This is a genomic window from uncultured Alsobacter sp. (assembly GCF_945952055.1).
GTDB lineage: Bacteria > Pseudomonadota > Alphaproteobacteria > Rhizobiales > Beijerinckiaceae > Alsobacter.
Genome location: NZ_CAMFHB010000001.1, coordinates 61,585 through 83,907 on the forward strand (window position 1 = coordinate 61,585; position 22,323 = coordinate 83,907).

The following is a 22,323-nucleotide window of genomic DNA, read 5'->3' on the forward strand; positions in this document are numbered from 1 at the left end:
GCAAAGATGTGCCGGCGCCTTGCAGCCTATCACGCCGTGGCGACGAGCCGCTCTGCGGCACGCAGCGCCGCGACGAAGCGGTTCTGGCCGCGCACGAGCTGCACCTTGGCGAACCCTTGCGTGGTCGCGTCCATGGCGGCGATCTCGTTGGCGGCAGCCAGCGTCGGCAGGGCCGGAACCGGCGTCGCCGGATCGTGGCGGAAGCGCGGGGCCACCGTGAAGTTGATCGGCACGAGGATGCGGGCGAGGCCCTGGATCACCACGTTGGCGCGCGCCGCGTCGGCCTTGCCCGAGGCGATCTTGCCGTAGAAGGCGTCCAGCGCCTTCTCGAGCGAGGCGACGGCGGCCTTGGCCGGGGCGAGGTCGAAGGCTTCGCCGGCGGCCTTGGAATAGCGCGCCAGCGTCTCAGAGAACTCCTTCGTCGTGGCGCGCCAGTCGAAGGGCAGGATCTCGGCGTTGGCGACGCCCAGGATCGACCCGAGATAGACCTTCATGTCACGCAGCAGGATGTCCTTGTCCGCGATGTCCATGACGTCGTTCTCGGTGTGCCAGGCGATGTTGCCGCCGCAGCCGCCGACCGCGTAGTAGCCTTTCTCGGCCCGCAGCTCGTCCGGCATCGTCGAGCTCAGCATGAAGAAGCTCGAGATGCCGATGTTGTTGAAGGAGTAGTCGCCGGCGCGGTGGGGGCGCTCGCCGTGGCTCTCGAGGCCGGCGACCTCCTTGATGACGCCTTGCACGAAGCCTTCGGTCTCCGGCATCCAGGAGACGTCCTTGAACAGCGTCGCCCAGCGGCAGCCGGGGCTGTCGCAGTTGACCTGCGCCACGCAGTTCTCGTCGAGGTCGATGGCGAAGTGGTCGGCGAACCAGGTGGAGCCGGCATAGCGGCCCGTCGAGTGACCCGGCCACCAGGCGATGCGCACGGTGCGGCGCAGCTTGGAGCGGTGCTTCCACAGCACGCGGGCGAGTTCCAGCATGGTCGCGTCGCCGGTGGCGTTGTCGCCGACGCCGACATCCCAGCTGTCATAGTGGCCGTGCAGCAGGACGAACTTGTCGGGCTCGACCGAGCCCTTGATCTCGACGACCGGCACCTTCTGCTTGAACCAGCCCTCGCGCATCTCCGTCTCGATGGTCACGCTCTCGCCGCGCGAGGCCATCTCGATCAGCGCCTTGCCGTTCTCGTTGTTCACCGCGACGATCGGGATCTTGGGCTTGCGCGGCAGGTCGTCGAGGTCGGGCGTGCCCCAGATCGAGGTGCAGATGCCCCAGTGGATGTCGACGCCGGGGTTCATGGCGATGACGCCGACGGCCCCCTTCTCCTCGAACTCGCGCATCTTCTGCGGGAAGGCGAAGCCCTCCGAGATGACGATCTTGCCGCGAATGCGCTCGGCCGACGAAAGGTCTGCGTCCTGGCTCTTGTGGAACAGCGACCCGATGGAGCGGGAGTAGGTCGCCGGCACGTGGACGATCGGCGCGGTCACGCCCTTGCGGCAATCGATCGCATAGGCCGGCGGCTTCGCCCGGATGGTCCGGCCACCCGCCTTCACGCGGGCATCGTAGGGCACGGACAGGTAGATCTCGGGCTCGTGCACGGTGACCGGGACGCCGAACGACTTCAGCGCCTCCACCATGATGTCGCAGCTGGCGTTGACGTCCTCCGGCTTCCAGCGCGGGAACGTGGAGAAGCGCTCCACGAGGGCCCACGGGGCATCGAGTGTGACGTCGGCAAGGATCTCCGCGTGCGCCATGGCGCGCCTCCCGTTTCACTGGCTGAAATCGCGTTTCAGACGGACGATACCAGCCTGTGCGGGGCTGGCAAGCGCCGAGAACGCAGAGCAGATGCGGTCGCGCTGAAGCATTCTCTTCGCGTTTGCAAACACCTCTCCGCGTCCTGCCCGGGCCGAGTCCGGCGAGGACCCCGAGAGGGGGGGGAGCCGCCTCAACCGAGGGAAGGATTCAGGTGTTCGGCGACGGCGGTGTGTCGAAGGACGCAGATCCGTGCCGTGCCGACCCTAAACCGCGGCCGGCCAGTGCTGGCGCCAGCCCAGCGCCTCCGAGATGCGCACGGCGGCCTCGCCGACCAGGCGGCGCAGGTTGGGTTCGGAGCCGGGCACGAGGCGGTCCATGGTGCCCGCCACGCTGACGGCGGCCACGACCTGGCCGTCCCGGTCGTAGACGGCGCTCGCAAAGGAGAAGGCGTTGGCATCGAGATCGCCGCGGCTCTCGTTCGTGCCCGTCTCCCGAATCTGCTTCAGGCGCTTCTTGAGCGACTTGGCATCGGTGATGGTGTTGGGCGTGAAGGCGGTGAGCGGCCCGGCGAGGACTTCCTTCCGGATCTCCTCGGGTGCGAAAGCCAGAAGGATTTTAGGCCCACCACCGGCGTGGAGCGGACCGCGGCGGCCCACCTGGGCGTAAAGGCGGCCCGAGTCGGTGGCGGTGCGCAAAGCCACGCAGACGCTGTTCAGGCCGTCGCGGACGAGCAGGTTCACGTGCTGGCCGGCGGCGCGGGCGAGATCGTCGAGGAACGGCGCGGCGGCCTTGATGAGTGTGACATTGTCCTGTGCGCTCGCGGCCAGAACCAGCGGCCGGTAGCCCAGCGTGTAGGTGCGTGTGTCCGGATCCTTGATGACATAGCCGCGCTGTTCCAGCGTGAAGATGAGCCGGAAGACCAGGCTCTTGGTGTTGCCCGACACCTTGGCCAATTCCGTCACGCTCAGGCCGGGATGCTCGGCGAGGGCCTCCAGCAGGGAAAGAGCTCTGTCGACGGCGGAGATGGTGTACGGCATGAGCTCGTCGGTGCTGGGCGGCTGTCACATTCCAAAATCTGGAACAACTGCGCTGTTGCGTAGCGTGAAATCGCGTTTCACACAATAACATCGGTCCGGGACAGGAGACAGCAGCCATGGCCATCGCCGGCGCCACGTCGCGCTTCGCCTTCTACCGGGACACCGGCCCCGCGCGCGACGTCATCGTCATCGCCGAGCGCCCGATCCCGGAGCCGGTGCCTGGAAGCGTCAGGGTGCGCATTCATCGCTCCGGCATCAATCCCTCCGATACCAAGCGACGCGGGGGCTGGTCCAGCTACAAGCCGCGGTCGCCGCAAATGGTTCTGCACTGCGACGGAGCCGGCGTGATCGAGGCCGTCGGCGAGGGCGTTTCGCCGCACCGGATCGGCGAGCGGGTGTGGGTGTGGAACGCCGAGACCGAGGGCCAGGGCACCGCGGCCGACCACTGCATCGTCGCCGCCGATCAGGCGGTCCGGCTGCCGGACGTTGCCGGGTTCGACGTCGGCGCCTGCCTGGGCGTGCCGGCCTGCACGGCCCACCGTGCGGTGTTCGCCGACGGGCCCGTGGAGGCGCAGTGGGTGCTCGTTCAGGGCGGGGCCGGCGCGGTGGGCGCCTATGCCGTCCAGTTCGCCGCCCGGGCGGGAGCACGCGTCATCGCCACCGGATCGAGCCCGGACAAACGCGACGTCGCGCTCGGCCTCGGCGCCCGCCACGCGGTGGACTACCGCGACCCCGAGGCCGCCCGCCAGATCCTGGCGCTCACCGGTGGCCGGGGCGTGGATCGGGTCGTCGAGGTGGACCTCGGCGAGAACCTGACGCTCGATCTGGAGGTCTGTGCGCTCAATGCGACGATCGCGTCCTACTCGTCCACGCGCGTGCGGGAGTTTCCGTTCCCCTACTACGCGATCGCGCCCAAGGGGCTGAACTTCCGCATCGTGCAGGGGTATTGCCTGCCCGACGCCGCACGGGCGCAGGCGGTGGCGGACATCACGGATGCGTTGGCGCACGGGGCGCTCGTGCATCGGATCGGCAAGGTCTTCCCGCTCGAGGAGATCGTTGCGGCGCACGAGGCCTCCGAGCGGGGTGACGTGGGCAAGGTGCTGATCGCGGTGACGGAGTGAGATGGCGCTTCTTTCTGCACCACAAAGCCCCTCATCCTGAGCCACGGCCGCAGGCCGTGTGTCGAAGGACGCAGCTCAGTGCCGCTGCACCAGTCTGCGTCCTTCGACTCGGCCGCTGCGCGGCCGGCTCAGGATGAGGGGCTTTTCGTGCTGTAAGCGGATCCGTACTCACGCCGCCCTGTTCGCCAGGTCCGGCCGAGCCAGAAAGTCGTCGATCAGCGCGGTGGCGTCCTGCACTTTCACGAGCACCTGGTTGAGGCGACGCGTGAGGCCGGCTGCGGCGAAGCGGGCGGTGTCGGAGGCGGGGTCGAGCTTGGCGATCGTCAGCGCCGCCTTCAGGCTCGGCAGCGCGCGCGAGCCGAGCGCCGGATCGTGCAGGTGGCCGGGCAGGTCCTGGTAGAGCACCGGGTTCAGCACCCGGGTGAGCCGCAGGAACAGGCGGTTGGCGGCCGCCGTCAGCGCGTCGTCGGTGGCGCCTTCCAGCGCGTCGCGCAGGGTCTCAGCCCGCTGCTTCAGCGTGGCGACGGCCTTCTCGGCGGCGGCGAAGTCGAAGGCGGAGCCCGCCTCCTCGCGGTACTCGCGCAGCGCGTCGAGATAGTCCTGAGCCATGGCCTGCGGCTCGAAGGGCAGCACGTCGGCGGTGGCCATGCGCAGCAGGATCGAGGCGTAGAGCCGCGTGTCCTGGGCGAGGATCGCGGGGTCCACCTTGTCGATGGTCTCGTGCTCGGAGTGCCACCACCAGGCGCCGCCCGAGCCGCCGACGTTGGGGTCGCGATCGGGATCGTCCGGCGTCAGCATCGAATAGACCGACATCGAGGAGAGCCCGATGCCCCAGAAGGACTGGTCGGCCGCGCGCGACGGCCGCGTGGCGGACACATACTTGTCGCCGCGCTTGCCGATGGCGAGCTGCGCCTTGCTGCTGGTCATCGTCGTCCAGCCGGTGATCTCCTTGGTCATCGCCTCGTTGAAGGTCGAGACCTCGGCCATCTGGTGGCGTGGCACGTAGACGGTGGCGCCGCGCACGCCCGGCGAGTCGATGTTGAAGTAGACGATGGCGTGGGCGTGCAGGTCGGCGTGGAAAGTGTCGGCGAACCAGGTCGAGCCCGAGTAGCGGCCATGCGAGTGACCCGGCCACCAGGCGAGCTTGATGCCGTAGCGCAGCTTGCCCTCGAACTGCTTGAGGACGCGGGCGAGCTCGAGGACACAGGCATCGCCGGTGACGTTGTCCGTCGAACCGTCGAACCACGAGCAGTAGTGCGCGCCGACCAGCAGGAACTCCGGCTCGCGTCCCTTGATCTCGGCGACCGGCAGGCGCACCTCGCGCCAGCTCGTCTCGACCTCGGCGGACAGCGTCGCGGTGACGGGGCCCTTGGCCATGGCCTCGCGGATGCGGGCACCGTCGTGGCCGCTGATCGACACGACGTGGAGCTTGGGGATGGCGCTCGTCTGGTCGAACTCGGGGGTGCCCCAGACGGGCGTGATGATCATCTTGTGGCGCTGCTTGCCGGCCGACATCGAGACCATGCCCAGCGCCCCGTTCTTGGCCGCGAGCAGGGCGTTGTAGGGCGTGGGCAGCTTGCCGACGAGAACGATCTTGCCCGCCACGTCCTTGCCGGCGTAGCCCGCCTCGGTGCCGTCGCCCACGTCGACGAGCGGCGCGGTGACGCCGCCCTTGGGCGTCGACAGGCCGAAGGCGACGCCGACGGCCTGGATGTCCATGCCGCCCTCGGCGGTCTTCAGCGCCAACGCCGCCGAAACCGGATGCGAGATGTAGGACTGGAAGCGATGCACCGTGTGAGAGATGCCGGCAGCCGTCAGCGCGTCGGTCAGGACCTTGCAGGCCTTTTCCTCCTGCGGGGTGCCGGACACCTTTTCGCCGATCGCGCAGAGCGCCTTGCAGGTCTCCATCAGGTGGTCGGGGGACACGAGATCGCGGGCTTGCGCGTCGAGGGTCGCCATGGTGCGTCTCCTACGGCTCAGGACAGGACGGGTTCGGCCGCCACCGCAGCGCGGGGCGCCTGCACGAGGTGGCAGGCCACGCGGCGGCCGCCGGGCAGGTCGATCAGCGGCGGGCGCTCGGCGGTGCAGGCGGCGATGGCCACCGGGCAGCGATTCACGAAGGCGCAGCCGGCGCCGACCTTGCGCGCATCGGCGGTGCCCGGCCGCAGCGGCAGCGGGGCGCGCGACTGGTCGACGCGGGGCTGCGGCACGGCGGCGATGAGGGCGCGGGTGTAGGGATGCAGCGGCTCGCGGATGACGTCCTCGGTGGGGCCGTCCTCCACCAGGGAGCCGAGATACATGACCATGGTGCGGCGCGCGACGTAGCGCACCAGCGCGAGGTCATGGGAGATGTAGATCGCGGTCAGCCCCAGCGTGTCCTGGAGCTCGCGCATCAGGTTGAGGATGCCGGCGCGCACGCTGACGTCGAGCATCGACACGGGCTCGTCGGCCACCACGAAGCGCGGTTCCAGCACCAGCGCCCGCGCCAGCACGATGCGCTGCAGCTGGCCACCGGACATCTCGTGCGGGTAGCGCTCCAGGAGATCGGTGCCGCGGATGCGCACGCGCTCCAGCACGACCTTCATGCGGTCGAGGTGCTCGGCCTTCGGGATCCCGGCGTTGACCAGCGGCTCGGACAGCGAGTTCGCGATGCTGAGCCGCGGGTTCAGCGCGTCGAAGGGATTCTGGAAGACGAACTGGGCGTCGCGGCGGAACGCCATCAGTTCGGTGCCGGCCAGCCCGGCGAGCTCCCGGCCGCCGATGGCAATGGAGCCGGCGGATGGTTCCAGCAGCTTGAGAAGCAGGCGTCCCGTCGTCGTCTTGCCGCACCCGGATTCGCCGAGCAGGCCCACCGTCTCCCCCGGCGCGATGTCGAAGTCGACCGAACGCACGGCGTGCACGACCGGATGCTCCCCGCGCATCACCTGCGCGAGGCCACGCCGGACGGCGAACGTCTTGGTCAGGCCGCGGACGCGGACGTAGGCGTCCATGTGGCTGGATCCCTGGCGGTTTCGGCGAGGGCCGCGGCCTCGTCGGACCGCCAGCAGGCGCTGGCATGTCCGTCGGCCGCGACGGTGAGAGGTGGCGATTCGCTGCGGCAGCGGGCCACGGCAAACGGGCAGCGCTCGGCGAAGCGGCAGCCCGTCGGCGGCGACCGCAAGTCAGGCGGCGCACCCATGATCGGCGCGAGCGTGCCGCCGGCGCGCTCGAGGTCCGGGAAGGCGTTGGTCAGGCCCATGGTGTAGGGGTGGCGGGGCGCCGCGAGCACGTCGCCGACCTTGCCGGATTCCACCACCTCGCCCGCATACATGACGACCACGCGGTCACAGACATAGGCGACGACGCTGATGTCATGGGTCACCAGCAGCACCGACACACCGAGGCGGGACTGAAGGTCGCGCAACGTGTCCAGCACCTGGCGCTGGACGATCACGTCGAGGGCGGTGACCGGCTCGTCGGCGATGACGAGGGATGGTTCGAGCGCCAGCGCCATGGCGATGGCGGCGCGCTGGCGCATGCCGCCGGAGAACTGGTGCGGGTATTCGACGGAGCGCTTGGCGTCGAGGCCGACGAGGCCGAACAGCTCCGCCGTGCGGTTGCGCGCAGCCTCCCGACCGAGGCCGCCGCGCAGCCGCAGCACCTCCTCCATCTGCGTCCCGACGCGGTAGACCGGGTCGAGCGCGTTCATGGAGCTCTGCGGCACGAAGCTGATGCGCCGCCACAAGAGGTCCTTCCAGGCCGCCGGCGGACCGGCGAGGAGGTCCTTGCCCTCGAACACCACCTCGCCGCCCTTGAAGGTGGCGTTGCGGGGCACGACGCCGGTGAGCGCCCGGGCGAGCGTGGTCTTGCCGCAGCCCGATTCGCCCACGAGCCCCACGACCTCGCCCGCGCCGACCTCGAGCGTGCCGCGGCTCACGGCATGCAGCGTGCCGCCCTTCGTGGCGTAGTCGACGGCGAGGTTGCGGACGGAGAGGAGCGTCACGCCGTCAGTCCTTCAGCTTGGGGAAGAGGACTTCCTCGTAGCCGCGGCTGATGAAGAAGCCGGCGACGACGACGAGGACGATGCAGAGCCCCGGCGGGATGAACCAGTTGTAGCTGCCGCGCGACAGCGCCTGCGACGCATAGGCGTCCTGCAGCATGCCGCCCCACGACACCGAGCCCGACGGTCCGAATCCGAGGAAGCTGACGCTGGCCTCCGTGAGGATGGCCCAGCCGATGGCGATCGAGCCGTAGAGCAGCGACAGCGGCAGGATGTTGGGCGCGATGTGGACCCGGATGATGCGCCAGTCGCTGGAGCCCGCGACTCGCGCCGCCTCGACGAAGCCGCGCTCGCGCAGCGTCAGCACCTGCGAGCGGATGACGCGCGCCGTGTTGGGCCACAGCAGGACGGTGATCGCGATCACCACGTTCTGGGTCTGCGGCCCGAGGAAGGCCGCCAGCACGATGACGAAGGGCAGGAACGGGATGCCGAGCGCGATGTCGGCGAGGCGCATCAGCGCGGCGTCGACCAGGCCGCCGAAATAGCCGGACACGAGGCCGACCAGCGTGCCGAGCGCCACGACCGCGAGAGCCGCGGTGAGCCCGACCATGAAGGCGCTGCGCGTGCCGATGACGAGCTGGGAGAAGATGTCGCGACCGAGATTGGTGGTGCCCAGCGGAAACTCCAGGCTCGGCCCGAGATTGGCGGCGAGGTTCCCGTCGTCCAGGAACAGGATCTCGAGAGGATCCTTGGCGAGAAAATCGGCGAAGAGCGCCACGAGCAGGAATACGACGTAGATCGTCACGCCGATGAGGGCGAGCGGATCCTTCTCGGGCAGGCGCAGGGCCCGCATGAGGCTCGGGAGCTTGCGCTTGCGCGACAGGACCGGCGGCTGGGCGGCGACCTCAACCATGGGCCACCCGCGGGTCGAGCACCGAGTAGAGCAGGTCGGCGACGAAGTTCATCACGATCAGGATCAGCGCGATGAACATGAAGGCGCCCTGGGCCAGCGGATAGTCGGAGGAGGCCACCGCGTCGACGAGCACGCGGCCGAGGCCCGGCCAGCTGAACACCGTCTCGACCACGACGTTGCCGCCGACCGAGGCGCCGAGCCCCAGCGCGAAGGCGGTGACGACGGGGAGCAGCGCGTTGCGCGCGGCGTGCATCAGCAGGATCCGCCACTCGGGCAGGCCCTTCATGCGCGCCATCATCACGTAGTCCTCCTGCAGCACGTCGAGCATGTTCGAGCGCATGAGCAGGAGCGGCAGGCCCTGCAGGTAGAGGGCGAGCGTCATCGACGGCAGGATGAGGTGGTGCAGGAAGTCCGCCGAGGTCATCCGCGCCAAGGTCGACCCGTAGTCGGCGCCGGCCGAATTGGCGCCGCCCGACGGGAACCAGCCGAGCCCGAAGGCGAAGATGGCGAGCAGCACCATGCCGAGCCAGAACTCCGGGGCGGCACGCAGCGTGAGCACGATGGGGATGCCCACGGCCTCGGCGATCGAGCCTCGCTTCCAGGCGAGCCACGCGCCCACGAGAACGCCGAAGATGTAGGCGATGGTGATCGAGAGCGCCGTCAGGGCGAGCGTGTTCGGCAGGACCTCGAAGATCATCTCGAAGACCGGCCGCTTGGACCGGAACGACGTGCCGAACTCGCCGCGCAGCACGTTGCCGAAATAGAGGGCGTATTGCTCGGGCAGCGAGCGGTCGAGGCCGAACTGCTTCTTCAGGGCCTCCTGCTGCTCGGCCGTGAAGGTCGTGTCGATGTAGGCCGCCGTGGGGTCGCCCGGCATCAGCCTGAACAGGAAGAACAGAAGCGTCGCCACGGCCCAGAGCACCAGCAGCATCTGGCCAAAGCGGATCGCAACCGAACGCATCCGTCACTCCGTGGAAGGCCGGCCGCCGCCCTTCGGCAGCCCGGCCTGGACATGCAACGGACGGGCCGCCTGGCCCGTCCGCCTGCTGCGAAGCCTCATTCCGGCTGCAGCGTTTCCTTCTTGCCGGTCGGGTAGCTGAGCTTCCCGCCGACCACCTCGTAGCCCGCCTTCTTCAGGATGGCCTTGGCCTCGTCGATGCTGGCCTTGGGCGGAGTGCCCGTGTGCCAGAACGGCAGCGCCGGCGAGATCATCGAGGAGGCCGGCACGGCGAAGCCGTTCCACGCCGCCTGGGCCATCAGGTTGCGGTTGACCGCGATCGAGAGAGCCTGCCGGAAGGCCGGATCGTCGAAGGGCTGGCGGCGCAGGTTGTGGCCGACGAAGCGCAGGCCCATGTCGACCGTGGAGGCGACCTGGATGTCCTTCTGCTGGGCGGCCATGTCGTTGAGGAGCTTCGGATCGCCGCGGTAGTCGGAGAGGAAGTTGACCTCGCCGCGCTTCAGCATGCCGAGCCCCGCCTCGTTGTTGGCGATGACGCGCAGGATGAAGCGGTCGAACTTCGGAGCCGCGAAGTGGTCGGCGTTCTTCTCGAGCACCACCTCCTCGTTCAGCTTGAAGCGGGCGACCTTGAAGGGGCCCGAACCGACCGGCTGCTTTTCCTGGTAGGACTCGGCGTTCTCGGGCTTGCCCGCCATGCCCGCCAGGACCGGCTCCCACACGTGCTTGGGGATCAGGTTGATCTTGGCGATGCTGGAGGTGAGGAACGAAGCGTTCGGCTCCTTCAGCTTGAAGCGCACCTTGCCCGGGCCCGTCACTTCCATCGAGGCGATGTTGGAGGAGAACGGCTTGTACATGGGCGACTTGTCGCCCATCGTCGCCTGGAAGGAGAACACGACGTCCTCGGCCGTTACCGGCTTGCCGTCATGCCACTTCATGTTCGGCTTCAGCTCGACGTCGAGCGTCGTCGCGTCGGCCCAGGTCACCTTCTGCGCGGCATAGGGCTTGGGCAGGCCATCCGGCCCGATGCGCATCAGGCGATCCCAGATGAGCTCGGTGACCCAGCTGTCGACCGCGCCCGAGATGTAGAGCGGGTTGATGGAGACCAGCGGATCGGTGGAGTTGGCGATGATGTCCTTCACCGTGCCGGCCGGAGCCGCCTGCGTGAAGGTCCAGAAATTACGGATGCCGATGCCCCCCTGGTCGACGACGGTGTCGGGCTTGAACACCGACGACAGGTAGCCGACCGTGTTCTTCGGGTGGACGAGGAACACGTAGGGCGCGTCCTTGGCGACCATCGCCTGCGCCTTGGCGACCTCGGCCTTGCGCTTGGCCGGATCGGTCTCGCGGCGCTGCTGCTCCGCGATGGCGTCGTACTCCTTGTTCGTATAGCCGACGAAGTTGAAGCCCTTCTCCGCCGTGGAGGAGTGGAACAGGTTGAAGACGAGCTCGTCCGGATCGGAACGCTCGGGGCGGCCGACCATGCGCCACATGGTGGTGTCCCACTTCTGGCGGTTGAACCAGACGTAGTCGGACAGCTGCTGGCGCGGGAAGCCGCGGACCTCGACGTCGAGGCCGAGCTTGCGCCACTCCTGCGCGATGAGCTGGGCAGCCTGGTATTCCTGCGGGTCGGCCGCCTGGGCGGCCGTGGCCAGCACGATCTTGCGGATCGGGTCGCCGGCGGCGAGCGCGGGCGAAGCGACCATCAACGGCGCCGAGGCGACCGCGGCAAGCATGGACAGTGTCAGGACGCGACGATGAAGATTCATGCCTCTCCTCCCCTCAAGGACAGGGTGAAACGCGGGACGCGTTGGGTGGGCCGGAAACGGTCCGGCTGACCTGATGCAGAGATTGGCCTACTCGTTGCAGCACGTAAACTGCTTTTTCACTGGCTGAAACAAGTCAGCTGTGTGACACGGCGTCCCGTGGGGGATGAGGGAATGTCGTCGTCAGGTCTCGGTGGCCAATTTCGCTTGTCAGCCAAGGCCTGAATCCCTCCGCTCCTCCTGCCCGGGCTCGGCGCGGGCATCGACGACTTTGCCGGGGCCATCCTCACGTCGTGGGTGGCCGGGCCAAGCCCGGCCATGACGGCGGAGAGGGGTACGCGAGCTGGACCACCCCCCTCACAGCGACACCATCGCCTTGATCGTCCCCGATGCCGGATCGGTCCAGCGCGCGATCTGCGTGGGCACCGCGTCGAGCCCGCAGCGGTGGGTCACAAGCCGCGACACCGGCACCTTGCCGGCCTGCATGGCGGCGAGCACCGTCTCGAAGTCCTCGGCCAGCGCATTGCGGCTCGCGAGCAGCCGCATCTCGCGCTTGTGGAACTCGGGGTCCGAGAAGGACAGGTCCGTGCGCACGATCCCGACCATGACGTAGGTGCCGGTGTGCGCCACCAGACCGAACGCGGCCTCCATCGACTTCGGGTTGCCGGTCGCGTCGAACACGACGTCGAACATGTCGCCGCCGGTGAGCGAAGCAAGCGCCGCCGCCGCTTCCGGGCCGGCCATCACCGTCTCCGGGACGCCGAGCGCGTCCTTGCAGAACGCGAGCCGGCCGGTGTTCATGTCCATCATGGTCACGGGGGCCCCGCGCAGGCCGGCGAAAAGCGCCACGCCAAGGCCGATCGGGCCGGCTCCCACCACGAGGACGCGGTCCTGCGAACCGAGGCCGCTGCGGCTCACGGCATGGGCGCCGATGGCGAGGAACTCGACGGTCGCGGCGTCGTCGAGCGAGATGCCCTCCGCCTTGAAGACGTTGCGGGCGGGAAGCGCGAGATACTCGCCCATGCCGCCGTCGCGGTGGACGCCGAGCACGCCGATGCTCATGCAGCAGTTCGGCCGCCCACGCCGGCACGCATGGCAGGTGCCGCAGGCGATGTAGGGATTCACATAGACCGGATCGCCGATCGACAGGCGCCCGCCGGCCGGTGCCGCGACGACCTCGCCGGCGAGTTCGTGGCCGAGCACACGGGGGTATTCGAGATAGGGATGCTTGCCCGCGACGATGTGCAGGTCGGTTCCGCACACCCCGACGCGGCGGATGCGCAGCACGACGTCGTCGTCTCCCGCGGGCACGGGATCGGGACGATCGAGCACGGCGACGCGGCCGGGTTCGAGGCAGCAGACGACTTTCATGGTGGGGCTCCGGCGGGCTGGGGATCCAGACTAGGGTCCGCGGCCGACGCCTGTCGAGGCATCGTCGATGCTGCATTGCGGCAGAGCCCGTGGGGCCCAGCCATGCCCGGCGGCCGATTGTGCAGCGCGACCGGCGCTGCTTCACTCCGGGCACAAAGCCGGAGCCTCTGCCCATGTATCTCGGAACCCAGACCCCTGCCCGCGACGACGACGATTTCCGCGTCTTCGCCCAGTTGGGCGTGAACCACGTCTGCGCCGACCCGCCGGGCAATCCGCACGACTGGACGCTCGACGATCTCCTGCGCCACCGCGAGCGGGTGGAGAGCTTCGGCCTGGTCCTCGACATGGTCGAATTGCCCTTGAACTCCCGGCCGGTCGAGGAGCAGAAGAGCCCGGACATCCTGACCAAGGGGCCGGACCGCGATCGCCAGATCGACAGCATCTGCGCGCTCATCGAGCGGGTGGGTCGGGCCGGCATCCCGTCGGTGAAGTACAACATGAACCTGATCGGCATCCCGCGCACGCCGCCGGAGCCGGGCCGGGGCGGTTCGCTCAACGCGGCGTTCCGGTGGGACCTCACCGACCAGAACGCCCCTCCCGGACTCGCGGGGGTTCTGCCCGAGGACGAGAACTGGGAGCGGATCGACTACTTCCTGGCGCGCGTGGTGCCGGCGGCGGCCGCCGCCAAGGTGCGCCTCGCCTGCCACCCGCACGATCCCTACACGCCGCCGGGCTATCGCGGCGTCACGCGCGTGCTGGGCACGGTCGACGGGCTGAAGCGCTTCGTGCAGATGCACGAGAGCCCGTGGCACGGGCTCAACTTCTGCCAGGGCACGGTCGGCGAGATGCTCGACGATCCGGACAAGGAGATCGACGACGTGATCCGCTGGTTCGGCTCGCGGGGCAAGATCTTCAACCTGCACTTCCGCAACATCCGCGGTCGCAAGCTCTCCTTCATGGAAACCTTCCCAGAGGAAGGCGACATGGACATGCTGCGCTCGCTCAAGGTCTTTGCCGAGGTCGGCTATAAATACATGGTCATGCCCGACCACGTGCCGAAGATCGCCGGTCGCGATCCGCAGATGACGGCCTTCGCCTTCGTCTACGGCTACATCGCCGCGGCGCTGCAGGCCGCCGAGGCTGCCTATCCGGGATCGACGCAGCGGTAAGAAGCGCCTGGGAGACGGTGCGTCCTTCGACACGCCCGCTTCGCGGGCTGCTCACAGCTTGTGAATCTTTGTCTCAGTCCGGCTTGCACCTCCCTCTCCGCGTCCTGGCCGGGCTTGGCCCGGCCATCCACGACTTCAGGATGGCCCGGGCAAAGTCGTGGATGCCCGGGCCAAGCCCGGGCAAGACGGCGAAGAGGGTGTTGTGAACGCGAAAACTGAGGCACAGGTCGACCCGCGAGATTGATTCACAAGCTCTGAGCAGCCGCTGCAGGCGGCGTGTCGAAGGACGCAGGATGCCTGCGCCTCCCTCACCCGTTCACCAGAACCTCGATCCTCTCGATCAGCTGCGGACCCGAGATCGGCTTTCGCAGGAGCGCGTAGGTGCCGGGCAGGGCCTCGGCGAGGGCGGGCTCGGTGGCGCTGGTGGCGAAGCCCGTGAGCAGGATCGCGGGCAGGTCCCTGCGGCGGCGCTGGGCTTCGCGGATCACGGCGATGCCGTCCATGCCGGGCATGGACAGGTCCGAGACGAGGAGGTCCACGGGCTCGCCACGATCGAGCATCGAAAGGGCCTCGACGCCTCGCTCCGCCTGCAGGACGAGATAGCCGGCATTGCCCAACTGTTCGGCCGTGACCGTGCGCACGATGGTGTCGTCGTCGACGAGCAGGATGCGCCGGCCCCGGCCATCGGACGCGGCCGTCTTGTCCGCGGGCGCGGCGGTCTCGCGGGCGTCCATCCCCGCCACGGGAAACCAGGTCGCGACGGTGGTGCCCTGCCCCGGTGCGCTCTCGATCGAGAGACCGCCGCCGCTCTGCTCGGCGAAGCCCTTGGCCATCGCGAGACCCAGGCCGGTTCCCTTGCCGCGCGGCTTCGTCGTGAAGAAGGGCTCCGTCGCGCGGGCAAGCACGTCCGGCGGCATGCCTTCGCCTGTATCGATCACCTTCAGGCAGACCACCGGAACGGGCTCCCCGTGCCCGTTGGTGCGCATGTCGGTTCGGCGCGCGGCCAGCCTCAGGACGCCGCTGCCGTCCATGGCGTCGCGCGCATTGGTGGCCAGGTTGACCAGCATGGTCTCCAGCTGGCCCTTGTCGGCGAACAGGGCAGGGACGCCGTCCTCGACCTCGACGTCGACCCGGATGCCCGATCCGAGCGTATGGCTGAGGATCTCCTGCATCCCGTCCAGCAGCGCCCGGACGGCGACGGCCTCGGCGCGCAGGTCACCCCGGCGGGAAAAGGCGAGGAGGCGGCGCGTCACCCCGGCGCCCCGCTCCGTCGCCTCGCCGATCAGCCGGGCATAGCGCCGGACGCTGTCGGGATCGCCGGCCCGCTTGGCGAGGAGCAGCGCTCCGCCCTGGACGGCGTGCAGGACGTTGTTGAAGTCGTGGGCGATGCCCCCCGCGAGTTGCCCGAGCGCTTCCATGCGCTGGCTGTGGGCGAGGCGCTGCTGGGCGTCCTCCAGCTCCTTCGTGCGCTCGGCAACCAGCCTTTCGAGATCGGCCTTGTCGCGGGTCAGGATCGCCTGCGCCTGCCTCGCCGCGGTGACGTCGACGACGGTGCCCACCAGCCGGATGGCCCGCCCGTCGCGATGGTACGTCCTCCATTGGGCCGAGATCCTTCGCTCTGGATCCCCGTTCCTGGGCCTGACGCGATACTCGCAGCCGGTGTCCGCGCCGTCGTCCTGCTTCAGCGACCATCGAAAGCGGTCCCGGACCATCGGCACGTCGTCGGGATGGATGCCATCGAGACAGACCTGCAAGGTCACAGGGGCACCGGGCTCCATGCCCCACATCGCACGGACGCGATCGTCCCAGGTGAGTTCGTCGGTCTCGATGTTGAAGTCGAAGACGCCGATCTGCCCCGCGTCCGTCGCCAGCCGGAAACGCGTCTCGCTTTCGGCGAGGGCCGCGAGCGTGCGCCTCTCGGCGTCGATGTCGATCAGCGCCACCACGCCGCCGATCAGGTGCCCGCCCGCGTCCCTGACGGCGCGACCCATGATCCTCGTCCAGGCCAGGGTGCCGTCGCCCCTCTGGTACTGGACCTCGATGACGGGATTGTCCTCGTGGGCCACGACCATCCGCGCGAGCGGATACTCGTGGCTCTCGACCTTGCGGCCGTCGGCGTGGAAGGCCACCCATTCGCCATAGCTGTGGATGTCCGGCGAATGGAGGACCGGATGCCCCAGCATCTTCTCGACATAGCTGTTGCCCTCGACGATCTGCCCCGATGGCAGTTCGGCCATCACGAGACCCACGGGCACGGTTTCCACGATCGTGTGCAGGCGCGCCTGGCTGAGGGCCAGCTGCGTCTCCGCCTCGCGCTGGGCCGTGACGTCGGTCAGGGCCTCGAGCACGTTCGGCCCCGCCGGTGAGGAGCGACGCAGGCGCTTGACGGCCCGGACGACGATGGCCGTGCCGTCGCGACGGATCTGCCTCAGGTCACCCTCCCACTCGCCTTCGGCCTCCAGCCGGGCCGAGATCCTGGCGAAGGTGTCGGGGTAGGTGGTGTGCAACAGGTCCTGGGCCTTGCGCCCCAACGCCTCCGCGGCCGTCCAGCCATAGAGCCGCTGGCAACCGTCCGACCAGTAGCGGATCGTGCCGTCGGGACGGCGCGTCATGAACGCCCCGGCATCGAGCGTGGCGAGCAGTTCGCGCAGGCGCCGGTCCTTGTCTTTCTCCAGGCTGACGTCGCGGGCGATGGTGGCCAGCCCGAGCTGCCGGCCGGTCCTGTCGCGAAGCGCGACCACCGTGCGATGCGTTTCCACGACGGTGCCGGCGGCGCGGTTCAGAAGCCGCATCTCGCCGGTCCAGGTGCCGGTCCGCTCGATGGCCGGCCGCACCTCCGTCTCGAGCCGCGGCCGTTGTTCCGGGGCGACGCAGGAGGGGAGATCGACCGCGGAGACGTCCTCGCCTTCCGGGACGCCGAGCATGCGGCGACCGCCCCGGTTCATGTAGGTCACGCGCCCGTCGGGGTCGGCCAGGGCGACGAGATCGGGGATGGTCTCCACCAGTTGCTGCAGGAGCTGACGCTGACGGTCCTCGGCCTGCCGCTCGGTCACGTCCAGCTCGACGACCACGCCGCCGACAATGGCACCCGCCGCATCGCGGATCGGCGCGGCGTTGTTGATGTAGAAGCGGTGGGGGCCTCCATCGAAGGGCTGGCATTCGATCAGCTCGTTGCGGGTGGTCTCCCCGCGCAGCAAGGCGCGCGCCATGGCCCAGTCGCCGGCTTCCATGCGCCGGCCGGTCTCACCGTCCCACCCGAGCCACTCGCCGTAGTTCTCCCAGCTCCCCGTCTCGGGAGGCACGCCCCAGAGCGCGCGATTGGCGGCATTGTCCAGGACGAGGCGGCCCGAGGCGTCGGCGATGATGACGCCCACGGGCAAGGCGTCGAGGAGAGCCCGAAGGCGCCCTTCGCTCAGGCGCAATTCCTCGCGGAGGCGCAGGTTCTCCTGCGCGAGATCCGGTGCGCTGGGGGACGGCGTTTCTCGCGTGACCATCGTGGGGCCGGGGGATCCCTGGGAGCCCCAGATTACCCCAGTCTAAGCATTGAAACCAAAGGGTTTTTTGATGATCTGCATCATCATGCCATTTGCCGAATGAGCAAGAATTCCTTGCGGCCGCGTTGCTGCGAGCCCCGCGGATGAACGCTCTTGCAGCGCTCCCGTCAACTGGTATGATGAGTACACGAGTGATCTCCAGAGAGAGGCACCATGCGGGGAGGATTGATCGGTTGCGGGTTCTTTGCCCGCAATCACCTGGCAGCCTGGCGCGACCTGGGCGTCGAGATGGTCCTGTGCGACCGGGCTCTCGACAGGGCCGAGGCCCTCGCCCGCGAATTCGGCGCCAAGGCCGTGTATCGGGACGCTGCGGCCATGTTCGCGGCCGAGCGCCTCGATTTCGTGGACATCGCCACGACGGTCGAGAGCCACCGGCCCCTGGTCGAAATGTGCGCCGCCGCCGGCCTGCCGACGATCTGCCAGAAGCCTTTCGCCCTCGATCTCGCCGACGGTCGCGCCATGGTCGCCGCCGCGCGGGCCGCCGGCGTCCCGCTGCTGGTGCACGAGAACTTCCGCTGGCAGGCCCCGATGCAGGCGATGGCCGGGCTCCTGCAGGACGGCGCGATCGGACGACCCGCCTTCGCTCGCATCAGCTTCCGCCACGGCTTCGACATCTATGCCAACCAGCCCTACCTGGCGACGGAGCCGCGGCTCGCGCTCGTCGACGTCGGCGTGCACGTGCTCGACCTCGCGCGCTTCTTCCTGGGCGACGTCACGCGCCTCTATTGCCGGACGCAGCGGCTGAACCCGCGTGTCGCCGGCGAGGACGCCGCCACCCTCGTGCTCGACCACGCCTCGGGTGCGGTGAGCACCGTCGAGATCTCCTTCTTCGCCAAGCTCGATCCCGACCCCTTCCCGCAAACGCTGGTCCGGATCGAGGGCGACACGGGAACGCTCGAGGTCTCGCCGGGCTATCGCCTCGCGGTGACGACGGGCGGCCAGACCTCCGTCCGCTCCGTCGATCCGCCCGTGCCGGCCTGGGGCGAGCGCCCCTGGCACCTGATCCAGGACAGCGTGATCGCCATCCAGCGGCACTGGCTCGATTGCCTGCGCAACGGGCGCGAGCCGGCCCCCTCCGGGGCCGACAACCTGCGGACGCTCGAACTCGTCTTCGCCGCCTACGACAGCGCGGCGCGGGGCGAGGCCGTCACCATCTCGGGAGCTGCCGCATGACCGCCTCCGGCCGCCAGGCTCCCTCCCCGCCCGAGCGCGTCGTCGCGCGCTACGTCCTCGACACGGCGGAAGCGCCCGAGCGCGCCGCCGAGATCATCGCGGGCGAACAGTCGAGCGGAACCTTCGTGGCGCTGGCGCGCGAGACGAAAGGGCTGAAGGAGCGGTCCGGCGCGCAAGTCGAGACACTCGAGATCGTGGGCGAGGTCGAGGGCCCCGGCCTGCCGGGCGCCAAGACAGGGCCGGTCCTGCGGCGCTGCGTGCTGGAGCTCTCCTGGCCGCTCGCCAACATGGGCCCGTCCCTGCCCAACCTCGTCGCCACGATCGCCGGCAACCTGTTCGAGCTGAACTGCGTCGCGGGGCTCAGGCTCGTCGACCTGGCGCTCCCCGCCGCCTTCGCCGAGCGCTATCCCGGACCGCGCCACGGCATCGACGGCACGCGCCGGCTCTCCGGCGTCACGGACGGTCCGCTGATCGGCACCATCGTCAAGCCGAGCGTGGGTCTGTCACCCGACGAGACCGCCCACGAGGTGGCGCAGCTCGTGGCTGGCGGCATCGATTTCGTGAAGGACGACGAGCTCCAGGCCGACGGGCCGCACTGCCCCTTCGAGGACCGCGTGCGCGCGGTCATGCGGGTCGTCAACGAGGCCGCCGACCGCACAGGCAAGAAGGCGATGATCGCCTTCAACCTCACGGGCGAGCTCGACGAGATGCGGCGCCGGCACGACTTCGTCGTGGCGCAGGGCGGCACCTGCGTGATGGCGAGCCTGCACTCGGTCGGCTTCGTCGGCATGGTCGAGCTCGCGCGGCACAGCGCCCTGCCGATCCACGCTCACCGCAACGGCTGGGGCTATCTGTCCCGTCACCCCGCACTCGGCTTCGACTATGCGCCCTGGCAGATGCTCTGGCGGCTGGCCGGCGCCGACCACCTGCACGTGAACGGCCTCGCCAACAAGTTCTGCGAGGACGACGCCAGCGTGATCGCGTCCGCGCAGGCGGTGCTCACCCCGATGTTCCCCCAGGCGCCCATGGCGGCCATGCCCGTGTTCAGCTCGGGGCAGACGGTACGCCAGGCGGCACCGACCTATGCGGCCATCGGCACGACGGACCTCATCTTCGCCGCGGGAGGCGGGATCTTCGGCCATCCGGGCGGCGTGAAGGCCGGCGTCGTCGCCCTGCGGAAGGCGTGGCAGGCGGCCGTCGAGGGCGTGTCCCTGGACGACCTCGCCCGGCAGGAACCGGACGTCGCCGCTGCCATGGGAATCGGCCGGTGACGGACGCCCTCGCCCTCCCTGGCGGCCTGCTGCTCGCCTTCTACGGCGACGACTTCACGGGCTCGACCGACACGATGGAGGTGATGGCCTTCGCCGGCCTGCCGATCGTGCTGTTCCTGGAGGATCCCACGCCCGAACGGATGGCCCGCTTTCCCGATGCGCGGGCGGTGGGCATCGCCGGCGTCTCGCGCAGCCGCGATCCGGCCTGGATGGAAGCCAATCTCCCCGGACGGTTCGAGGCCCTGGCGCGGCTCGGCGCCCCGGTGCTGCAGTACAAGGTTTGCTCGACCTTCGACTCCGCGCCCCATGTCGGGTCCATCGGCAAGGCCGTCGACCTCGGCGTGCAGCACGCGCCCGGCCGGTTCACGCCGATGGTCGTGGGTGCGCCGCGGCTGCGCCGCTTCCAGGCCTTCGGCAACCTCTTCGCCACGCTGGACGACGTCGGCTACCGGCTCGATCGCCATCCCACCATGGCGCGCCATCCGGTGACGCCGATGGGCGAGGCCGACCTCGCCATCCACCTGTCACGCCAGACGCAACGGCGCATCGAGCTCGTGCATCTCGTGCAGCTCAAGCAGGGGCGCGGCGCCGATCGCCTGGCCGGATTGGCCGGCGACGACGTGCCGGTGGTTCTCATCGACGTGCTCGACGACGAGACCCTGGCCGAGGCCGGCCGGCTCGTGTGGGAGAACCGCGGCGAGGGACTGTTCACGGCATCCTCGTCGGGCCTGCAATACGCGCTCGTGGCCTACTGGCGCGGCTGTGGCGCCCTCGCGCCCGAGACCGCGGCGCGGCCCGCATCGGCGGTCGACAGGATCGCCGTCGTCAGCGGCAGCTGCTCGCCGGCCACCCAGGCCCAGATCGGCTGGGCGTCCGAGCATGGCTTCGACGCGATCCGCCTCGATGCCGCGGCGGCCGTGTCCGGCGATGTCGAACGCGAAGCGGACCGCTGCACGGGCCTCGCCCTCGCGGCGCTGGGGCAAGGGCGCGACCCGCTCGTCTTCAGCGCGCTCGGCCCCGCGGATCCGTCGCTCGCCACCGTCGCTGCGGCGGCGGAGCGTACCGGCCTCGATCCGGCCGCCGCGAACCGGCGCATCGGACAGGCCCTGGCCAGCGTGATGCGGACGCTGCTCGAGCGCACCGGTCTCACCCGGGTCGCGGTCGCCGGCGGCGACACCTCGGGCGACGTGGCGAGCAGCCTCGGGCTGATGGCGCTCACAGCCCTGGCCCCTCTCGCACCCGGGTCGCCGCTCTGCGCGGCCTGGTCCGACGATCCCTCCCGCCCACCGCTCGAGGTCGCCCTCAAGGGCGGCCAGGTGGGTTCCGCCTCCTTCTTCGGCGCCGTCAAGGCCGGCGCTCCCCTGACGTGAAAGGACCAAGGCCCATGGAAAAGATCGCGCTCCTGGGAGCAGGCGGAAAGATGGGGCGGCGCCTCGCCCTCAACCTGAAGGGCGGCCCCTGGCAGGTCGACCATGTCGAGGTGAACCCCGACGCGCGGGCGCGGGTCGAGAAGGACCTCGGCATCACCTGCGTGCCGGCCGACAACGCGCTCGCCGCGGCGGACGGGATCCTGATGGCGGTGCCCGACGCGCTGATCGGCAAGATCGCCAAGGGCTTCATCGAGCGCGTGAAGCCGGGCTGCGCCATTGTCATGCTCGACGCGGCGGCCCCGCATGCCGGCGAACTGCCCAAGCGCGACGACGTCACCTACTTCATCTCGCACCCCTGCCACCCGTCGATCTTCAAGCACGAGCCGACCGCGGAACGGCACGCCGACTTCTTCGGCGGCATCGCCCCGCAGGCGATCGTCTGCGCGCTGATGCAAGGACCGGAGGAGCACTACGCGCAGTGCGAGGCGGTGGCGAAGGCCATCTACGCACCCGTGACCGTGTCGCATCGCGTCACGGTGGAACAGATGGCGATCCTGGAGCCCGGCCTCTCGGAGACGATCGGCGCGACGCTCGTCACCGCGCTGCGCCAGGCCACCGACGCCGCCGTCGCCAAGGGCGTGCCGAAGGGCGCCGCCTGGGACTTCATGCTCGGCCATCTCGGCATCGAGCTCGCGCTGCTGTTCGAGCAGTACCCCGGCCAATTCTCCGACGGCGCGAAGCTCGCCATCGCCAAGGCGATGCCGCGCCTGTTCCGCGACGACTGGCTCTCCGTGCTCGAGCCCGACGCGATCACCGAGAGCGTCAAGGACATCTGCAATCCGGCCCGCTGAGGGCCGTGTCGCCTGCCTTCGCCTATCGCCTGCCAAAAACCCAAAAC

At 69.4% G+C, this 22,323-nt stretch carries 16 protein-coding genes; 6 read left to right on the plus strand and 10 right to left on the minus strand.

The window, feature by feature from the left end; genetic code table 11:
• Positions 1 to 29: 29 nt before the first annotated feature.
• Positions 30 to 1,745 (minus strand): M28 family peptidase, encoded by a 1,716-nt coding sequence (locus Q0Q47_RS00270; RefSeq protein ID WP_293853132.1) that lies wholly within the window; start codon positions 1,743 to 1,745, stop codon positions 30 to 32.
• 264 nt (positions 1,746 to 2,009) lie between these two features.
• The gene (locus Q0Q47_RS00275; RefSeq protein ID WP_293853133.1) at positions 2,010 to 2,783 is read right to left on the minus strand and encodes an IclR family transcriptional regulator; all 774 of its coding nucleotides are present in this window, start codon (positions 2,781 to 2,783) and stop codon (positions 2,010 to 2,012) included.
• Between the two features lie 116 nt (positions 2,784 to 2,899).
• Here Q0Q47_RS00275 and Q0Q47_RS00280 point away from each other — a divergent pair, with 116 nt between their 5' ends.
• Positions 2,900 to 3,904 carry an NADPH:quinone reductase gene (locus Q0Q47_RS00280; protein WP_293853145.1) on the plus strand — a complete coding sequence of 335 codons (1,005 nt, stop codon included), beginning with the start codon at positions 2,900 to 2,902 and terminating at the stop codon, positions 3,902 to 3,904.
• 168 nt (positions 3,905 to 4,072) lie between these two features.
• Here Q0Q47_RS00280 and Q0Q47_RS00285 read toward each other — a convergent pair whose 3' ends face one another.
• The 7 genes from Q0Q47_RS00285 to Q0Q47_RS00315 form a co-directional block, all read right to left on the minus strand.
• Positions 4,073 to 5,863 (minus strand): M28 family peptidase, encoded by a 1,791-nt coding sequence (locus Q0Q47_RS00285; RefSeq protein ID WP_293853147.1) that lies wholly within the window; start codon positions 5,861 to 5,863, stop codon positions 4,073 to 4,075.
• Positions 5,864 to 5,880: 17 nt separating this feature from the next.
• The gene (locus Q0Q47_RS00290) at positions 5,881 to 6,894 is read right to left on the minus strand and encodes an ABC transporter ATP-binding protein (protein ID WP_293853148.1); all 1,014 of its coding nucleotides are present in this window, start codon (positions 6,892 to 6,894) and stop codon (positions 5,881 to 5,883) included.
• A complete protein-coding gene (locus tag Q0Q47_RS00295; protein WP_293853150.1) occupies positions 6,864 to 7,886 on the minus strand; it encodes an ABC transporter ATP-binding protein in 1,023 nt (340 codons plus the stop codon). The genes Q0Q47_RS00290 and Q0Q47_RS00295 overlap by 31 nt, the downstream gene beginning before the upstream one ends.
• Before the next feature lie 4 nt (positions 7,887 to 7,890).
• A complete protein-coding gene (locus Q0Q47_RS00300) occupies positions 7,891 to 8,796 on the minus strand; it encodes an ABC transporter permease (RefSeq protein WP_293853152.1) in 906 nt (301 codons plus the stop codon).
• Complete coding sequence (locus Q0Q47_RS00305) at positions 8,789 to 9,757, minus strand: ABC transporter permease (protein WP_293853154.1); 969 nt, start codon at positions 9,755 to 9,757, stop codon at positions 8,789 to 8,791. Before Q0Q47_RS00305 ends, Q0Q47_RS00300 begins: the two co-directional genes overlap by 8 nt.
• A 95-nt stretch (positions 9,758 to 9,852) precedes the next feature.
• The gene (locus Q0Q47_RS00310) at positions 9,853 to 11,520 is read right to left on the minus strand and encodes an ABC transporter substrate-binding protein (protein WP_293853156.1); all 1,668 of its coding nucleotides are present in this window, start codon (positions 11,518 to 11,520) and stop codon (positions 9,853 to 9,855) included.
• 354 nt (positions 11,521 to 11,874) lie between these two features.
• The gene (locus Q0Q47_RS00315; protein WP_293853158.1) at positions 11,875 to 12,888 is read right to left on the minus strand and encodes a zinc-binding alcohol dehydrogenase family protein; all 1,014 of its coding nucleotides are present in this window, start codon (positions 12,886 to 12,888) and stop codon (positions 11,875 to 11,877) included.
• A gap of 173 nt (positions 12,889 to 13,061) precedes the next feature.
• Here Q0Q47_RS00315 and Q0Q47_RS00320 point away from each other — a divergent pair, with 173 nt between their 5' ends.
• Positions 13,062 to 14,057, plus strand: coding sequence for a mannonate dehydratase (locus Q0Q47_RS00320; RefSeq protein ID WP_293853159.1), 996 nt, complete (start codon positions 13,062 to 13,064; stop codon positions 14,055 to 14,057).
• Positions 14,058 to 14,365: 308 nt separating this feature from the next.
• Here Q0Q47_RS00320 and Q0Q47_RS00325 read toward each other — a convergent pair whose 3' ends face one another.
• Positions 14,366 to 17,551: a PAS domain S-box protein gene (locus Q0Q47_RS00325; protein WP_293853161.1), complete on the minus strand. Its 3,186-nt coding sequence runs from the start codon at positions 17,549 to 17,551 to the stop codon at positions 14,366 to 14,368.
• Positions 17,552 to 17,764: 213 nt separating this feature from the next.
• On the opposite strand from Q0Q47_RS00325, the gene Q0Q47_RS00330 reads away from it, so the two are divergent.
• Genes Q0Q47_RS00330 through Q0Q47_RS00345 form a run of 4 tightly spaced genes read left to right on the plus strand, consistent with a single transcriptional unit; the run spans position 17,765 to position 22,276 of the window.
• Positions 17,765 to 18,784, plus strand: coding sequence for a Gfo/Idh/MocA family oxidoreductase (locus Q0Q47_RS00330; protein ID WP_293853163.1), 1,020 nt, complete (start codon positions 17,765 to 17,767; stop codon positions 18,782 to 18,784).
• Positions 18,781 to 20,055 carry a ribulose-bisphosphate carboxylase large subunit family protein gene (locus Q0Q47_RS00335; protein WP_293853165.1) on the plus strand — a complete coding sequence of 425 codons (1,275 nt, stop codon included), beginning with the start codon at positions 18,781 to 18,783 and terminating at the stop codon, positions 20,053 to 20,055. The genes Q0Q47_RS00330 and Q0Q47_RS00335 overlap by 4 nt, the downstream gene beginning before the upstream one ends.
• The gene (locus tag Q0Q47_RS00340) at positions 20,052 to 21,425 is read left to right on the plus strand and encodes a four-carbon acid sugar kinase family protein (protein WP_293853166.1); all 1,374 of its coding nucleotides are present in this window, start codon (positions 20,052 to 20,054) and stop codon (positions 21,423 to 21,425) included. Before Q0Q47_RS00335 ends, Q0Q47_RS00340 begins: the two co-directional genes overlap by 4 nt.
• Before the next feature lie 14 nt (positions 21,426 to 21,439).
• The gene (locus tag Q0Q47_RS00345; protein WP_293853168.1) at positions 21,440 to 22,276 is read left to right on the plus strand and encodes a phosphogluconate dehydrogenase C-terminal domain-containing protein; all 837 of its coding nucleotides are present in this window, start codon (positions 21,440 to 21,442) and stop codon (positions 22,274 to 22,276) included.
• The last annotated feature ends 47 nt before the right edge of the window (positions 22,277 to 22,323 follow it).

Coding starts and splice junctions, on each gene's coding strand:
- Q0Q47_RS00270 (WP_293853132.1), bottom strand. CDS start 1,745: ATGGCGCACGCGGAGATCCTTGCCGACGTCACACTCGATGCCCCGTGG.
- Q0Q47_RS00275 (WP_293853133.1), bottom strand. CDS start 2,783: ATGCCGTACACCATCTCCGCCGTCGACAGAGCTCTTTCCCTGCTGGAG.
- Q0Q47_RS00280 (WP_293853145.1), top strand. CDS start 2,900: ATGGCCATCGCCGGCGCCACGTCGCGCTTCGCCTTCTACCGGGACACC.
- Q0Q47_RS00285 (WP_293853147.1), bottom strand. CDS start 5,863: ATGGCGACCCTCGACGCGCAAGCCCGCGATCTCGTGTCCCCCGACCAC.
- Q0Q47_RS00290 (WP_293853148.1), bottom strand. CDS start 6,894: ATGGACGCCTACGTCCGCGTCCGCGGCCTGACCAAGACGTTCGCCGTC.
- Q0Q47_RS00300 (WP_293853152.1), bottom strand. CDS start 8,796: ATGGTTGAGGTCGCCGCCCAGCCGCCGGTCCTGTCGCGCAAGCGCAAG.
- Q0Q47_RS00305 (WP_293853154.1), bottom strand. CDS start 9,757: ATGCGTTCGGTTGCGATCCGCTTTGGCCAGATGCTGCTGGTGCTCTGG.
- Q0Q47_RS00310 (WP_293853156.1), bottom strand. CDS start 11,520: ATGAATCTTCATCGTCGCGTCCTGACACTGTCCATGCTTGCCGCGGTC.
- Q0Q47_RS00315 (WP_293853158.1), bottom strand. CDS start 12,888: ATGAAAGTCGTCTGCTGCCTCGAACCCGGCCGCGTCGCCGTGCTCGAT.
- Q0Q47_RS00320 (WP_293853159.1), top strand. CDS start 13,062: ATGTATCTCGGAACCCAGACCCCTGCCCGCGACGACGACGATTTCCGC.
- Q0Q47_RS00325 (WP_293853161.1), bottom strand. CDS start 17,551: ATGGTCACGCGAGAAACGCCGTCCCCCAGCGCACCGGATCTCGCGCAG.
- Q0Q47_RS00330 (WP_293853163.1), top strand. CDS start 17,765: ATGCGGGGAGGATTGATCGGTTGCGGGTTCTTTGCCCGCAATCACCTG.
- Q0Q47_RS00335 (WP_293853165.1), top strand. CDS start 18,781: ATGACCGCCTCCGGCCGCCAGGCTCCCTCCCCGCCCGAGCGCGTCGTC.
- Q0Q47_RS00345 (WP_293853168.1), top strand. CDS start 21,440: ATGGAAAAGATCGCGCTCCTGGGAGCAGGCGGAAAGATGGGGCGGCGC.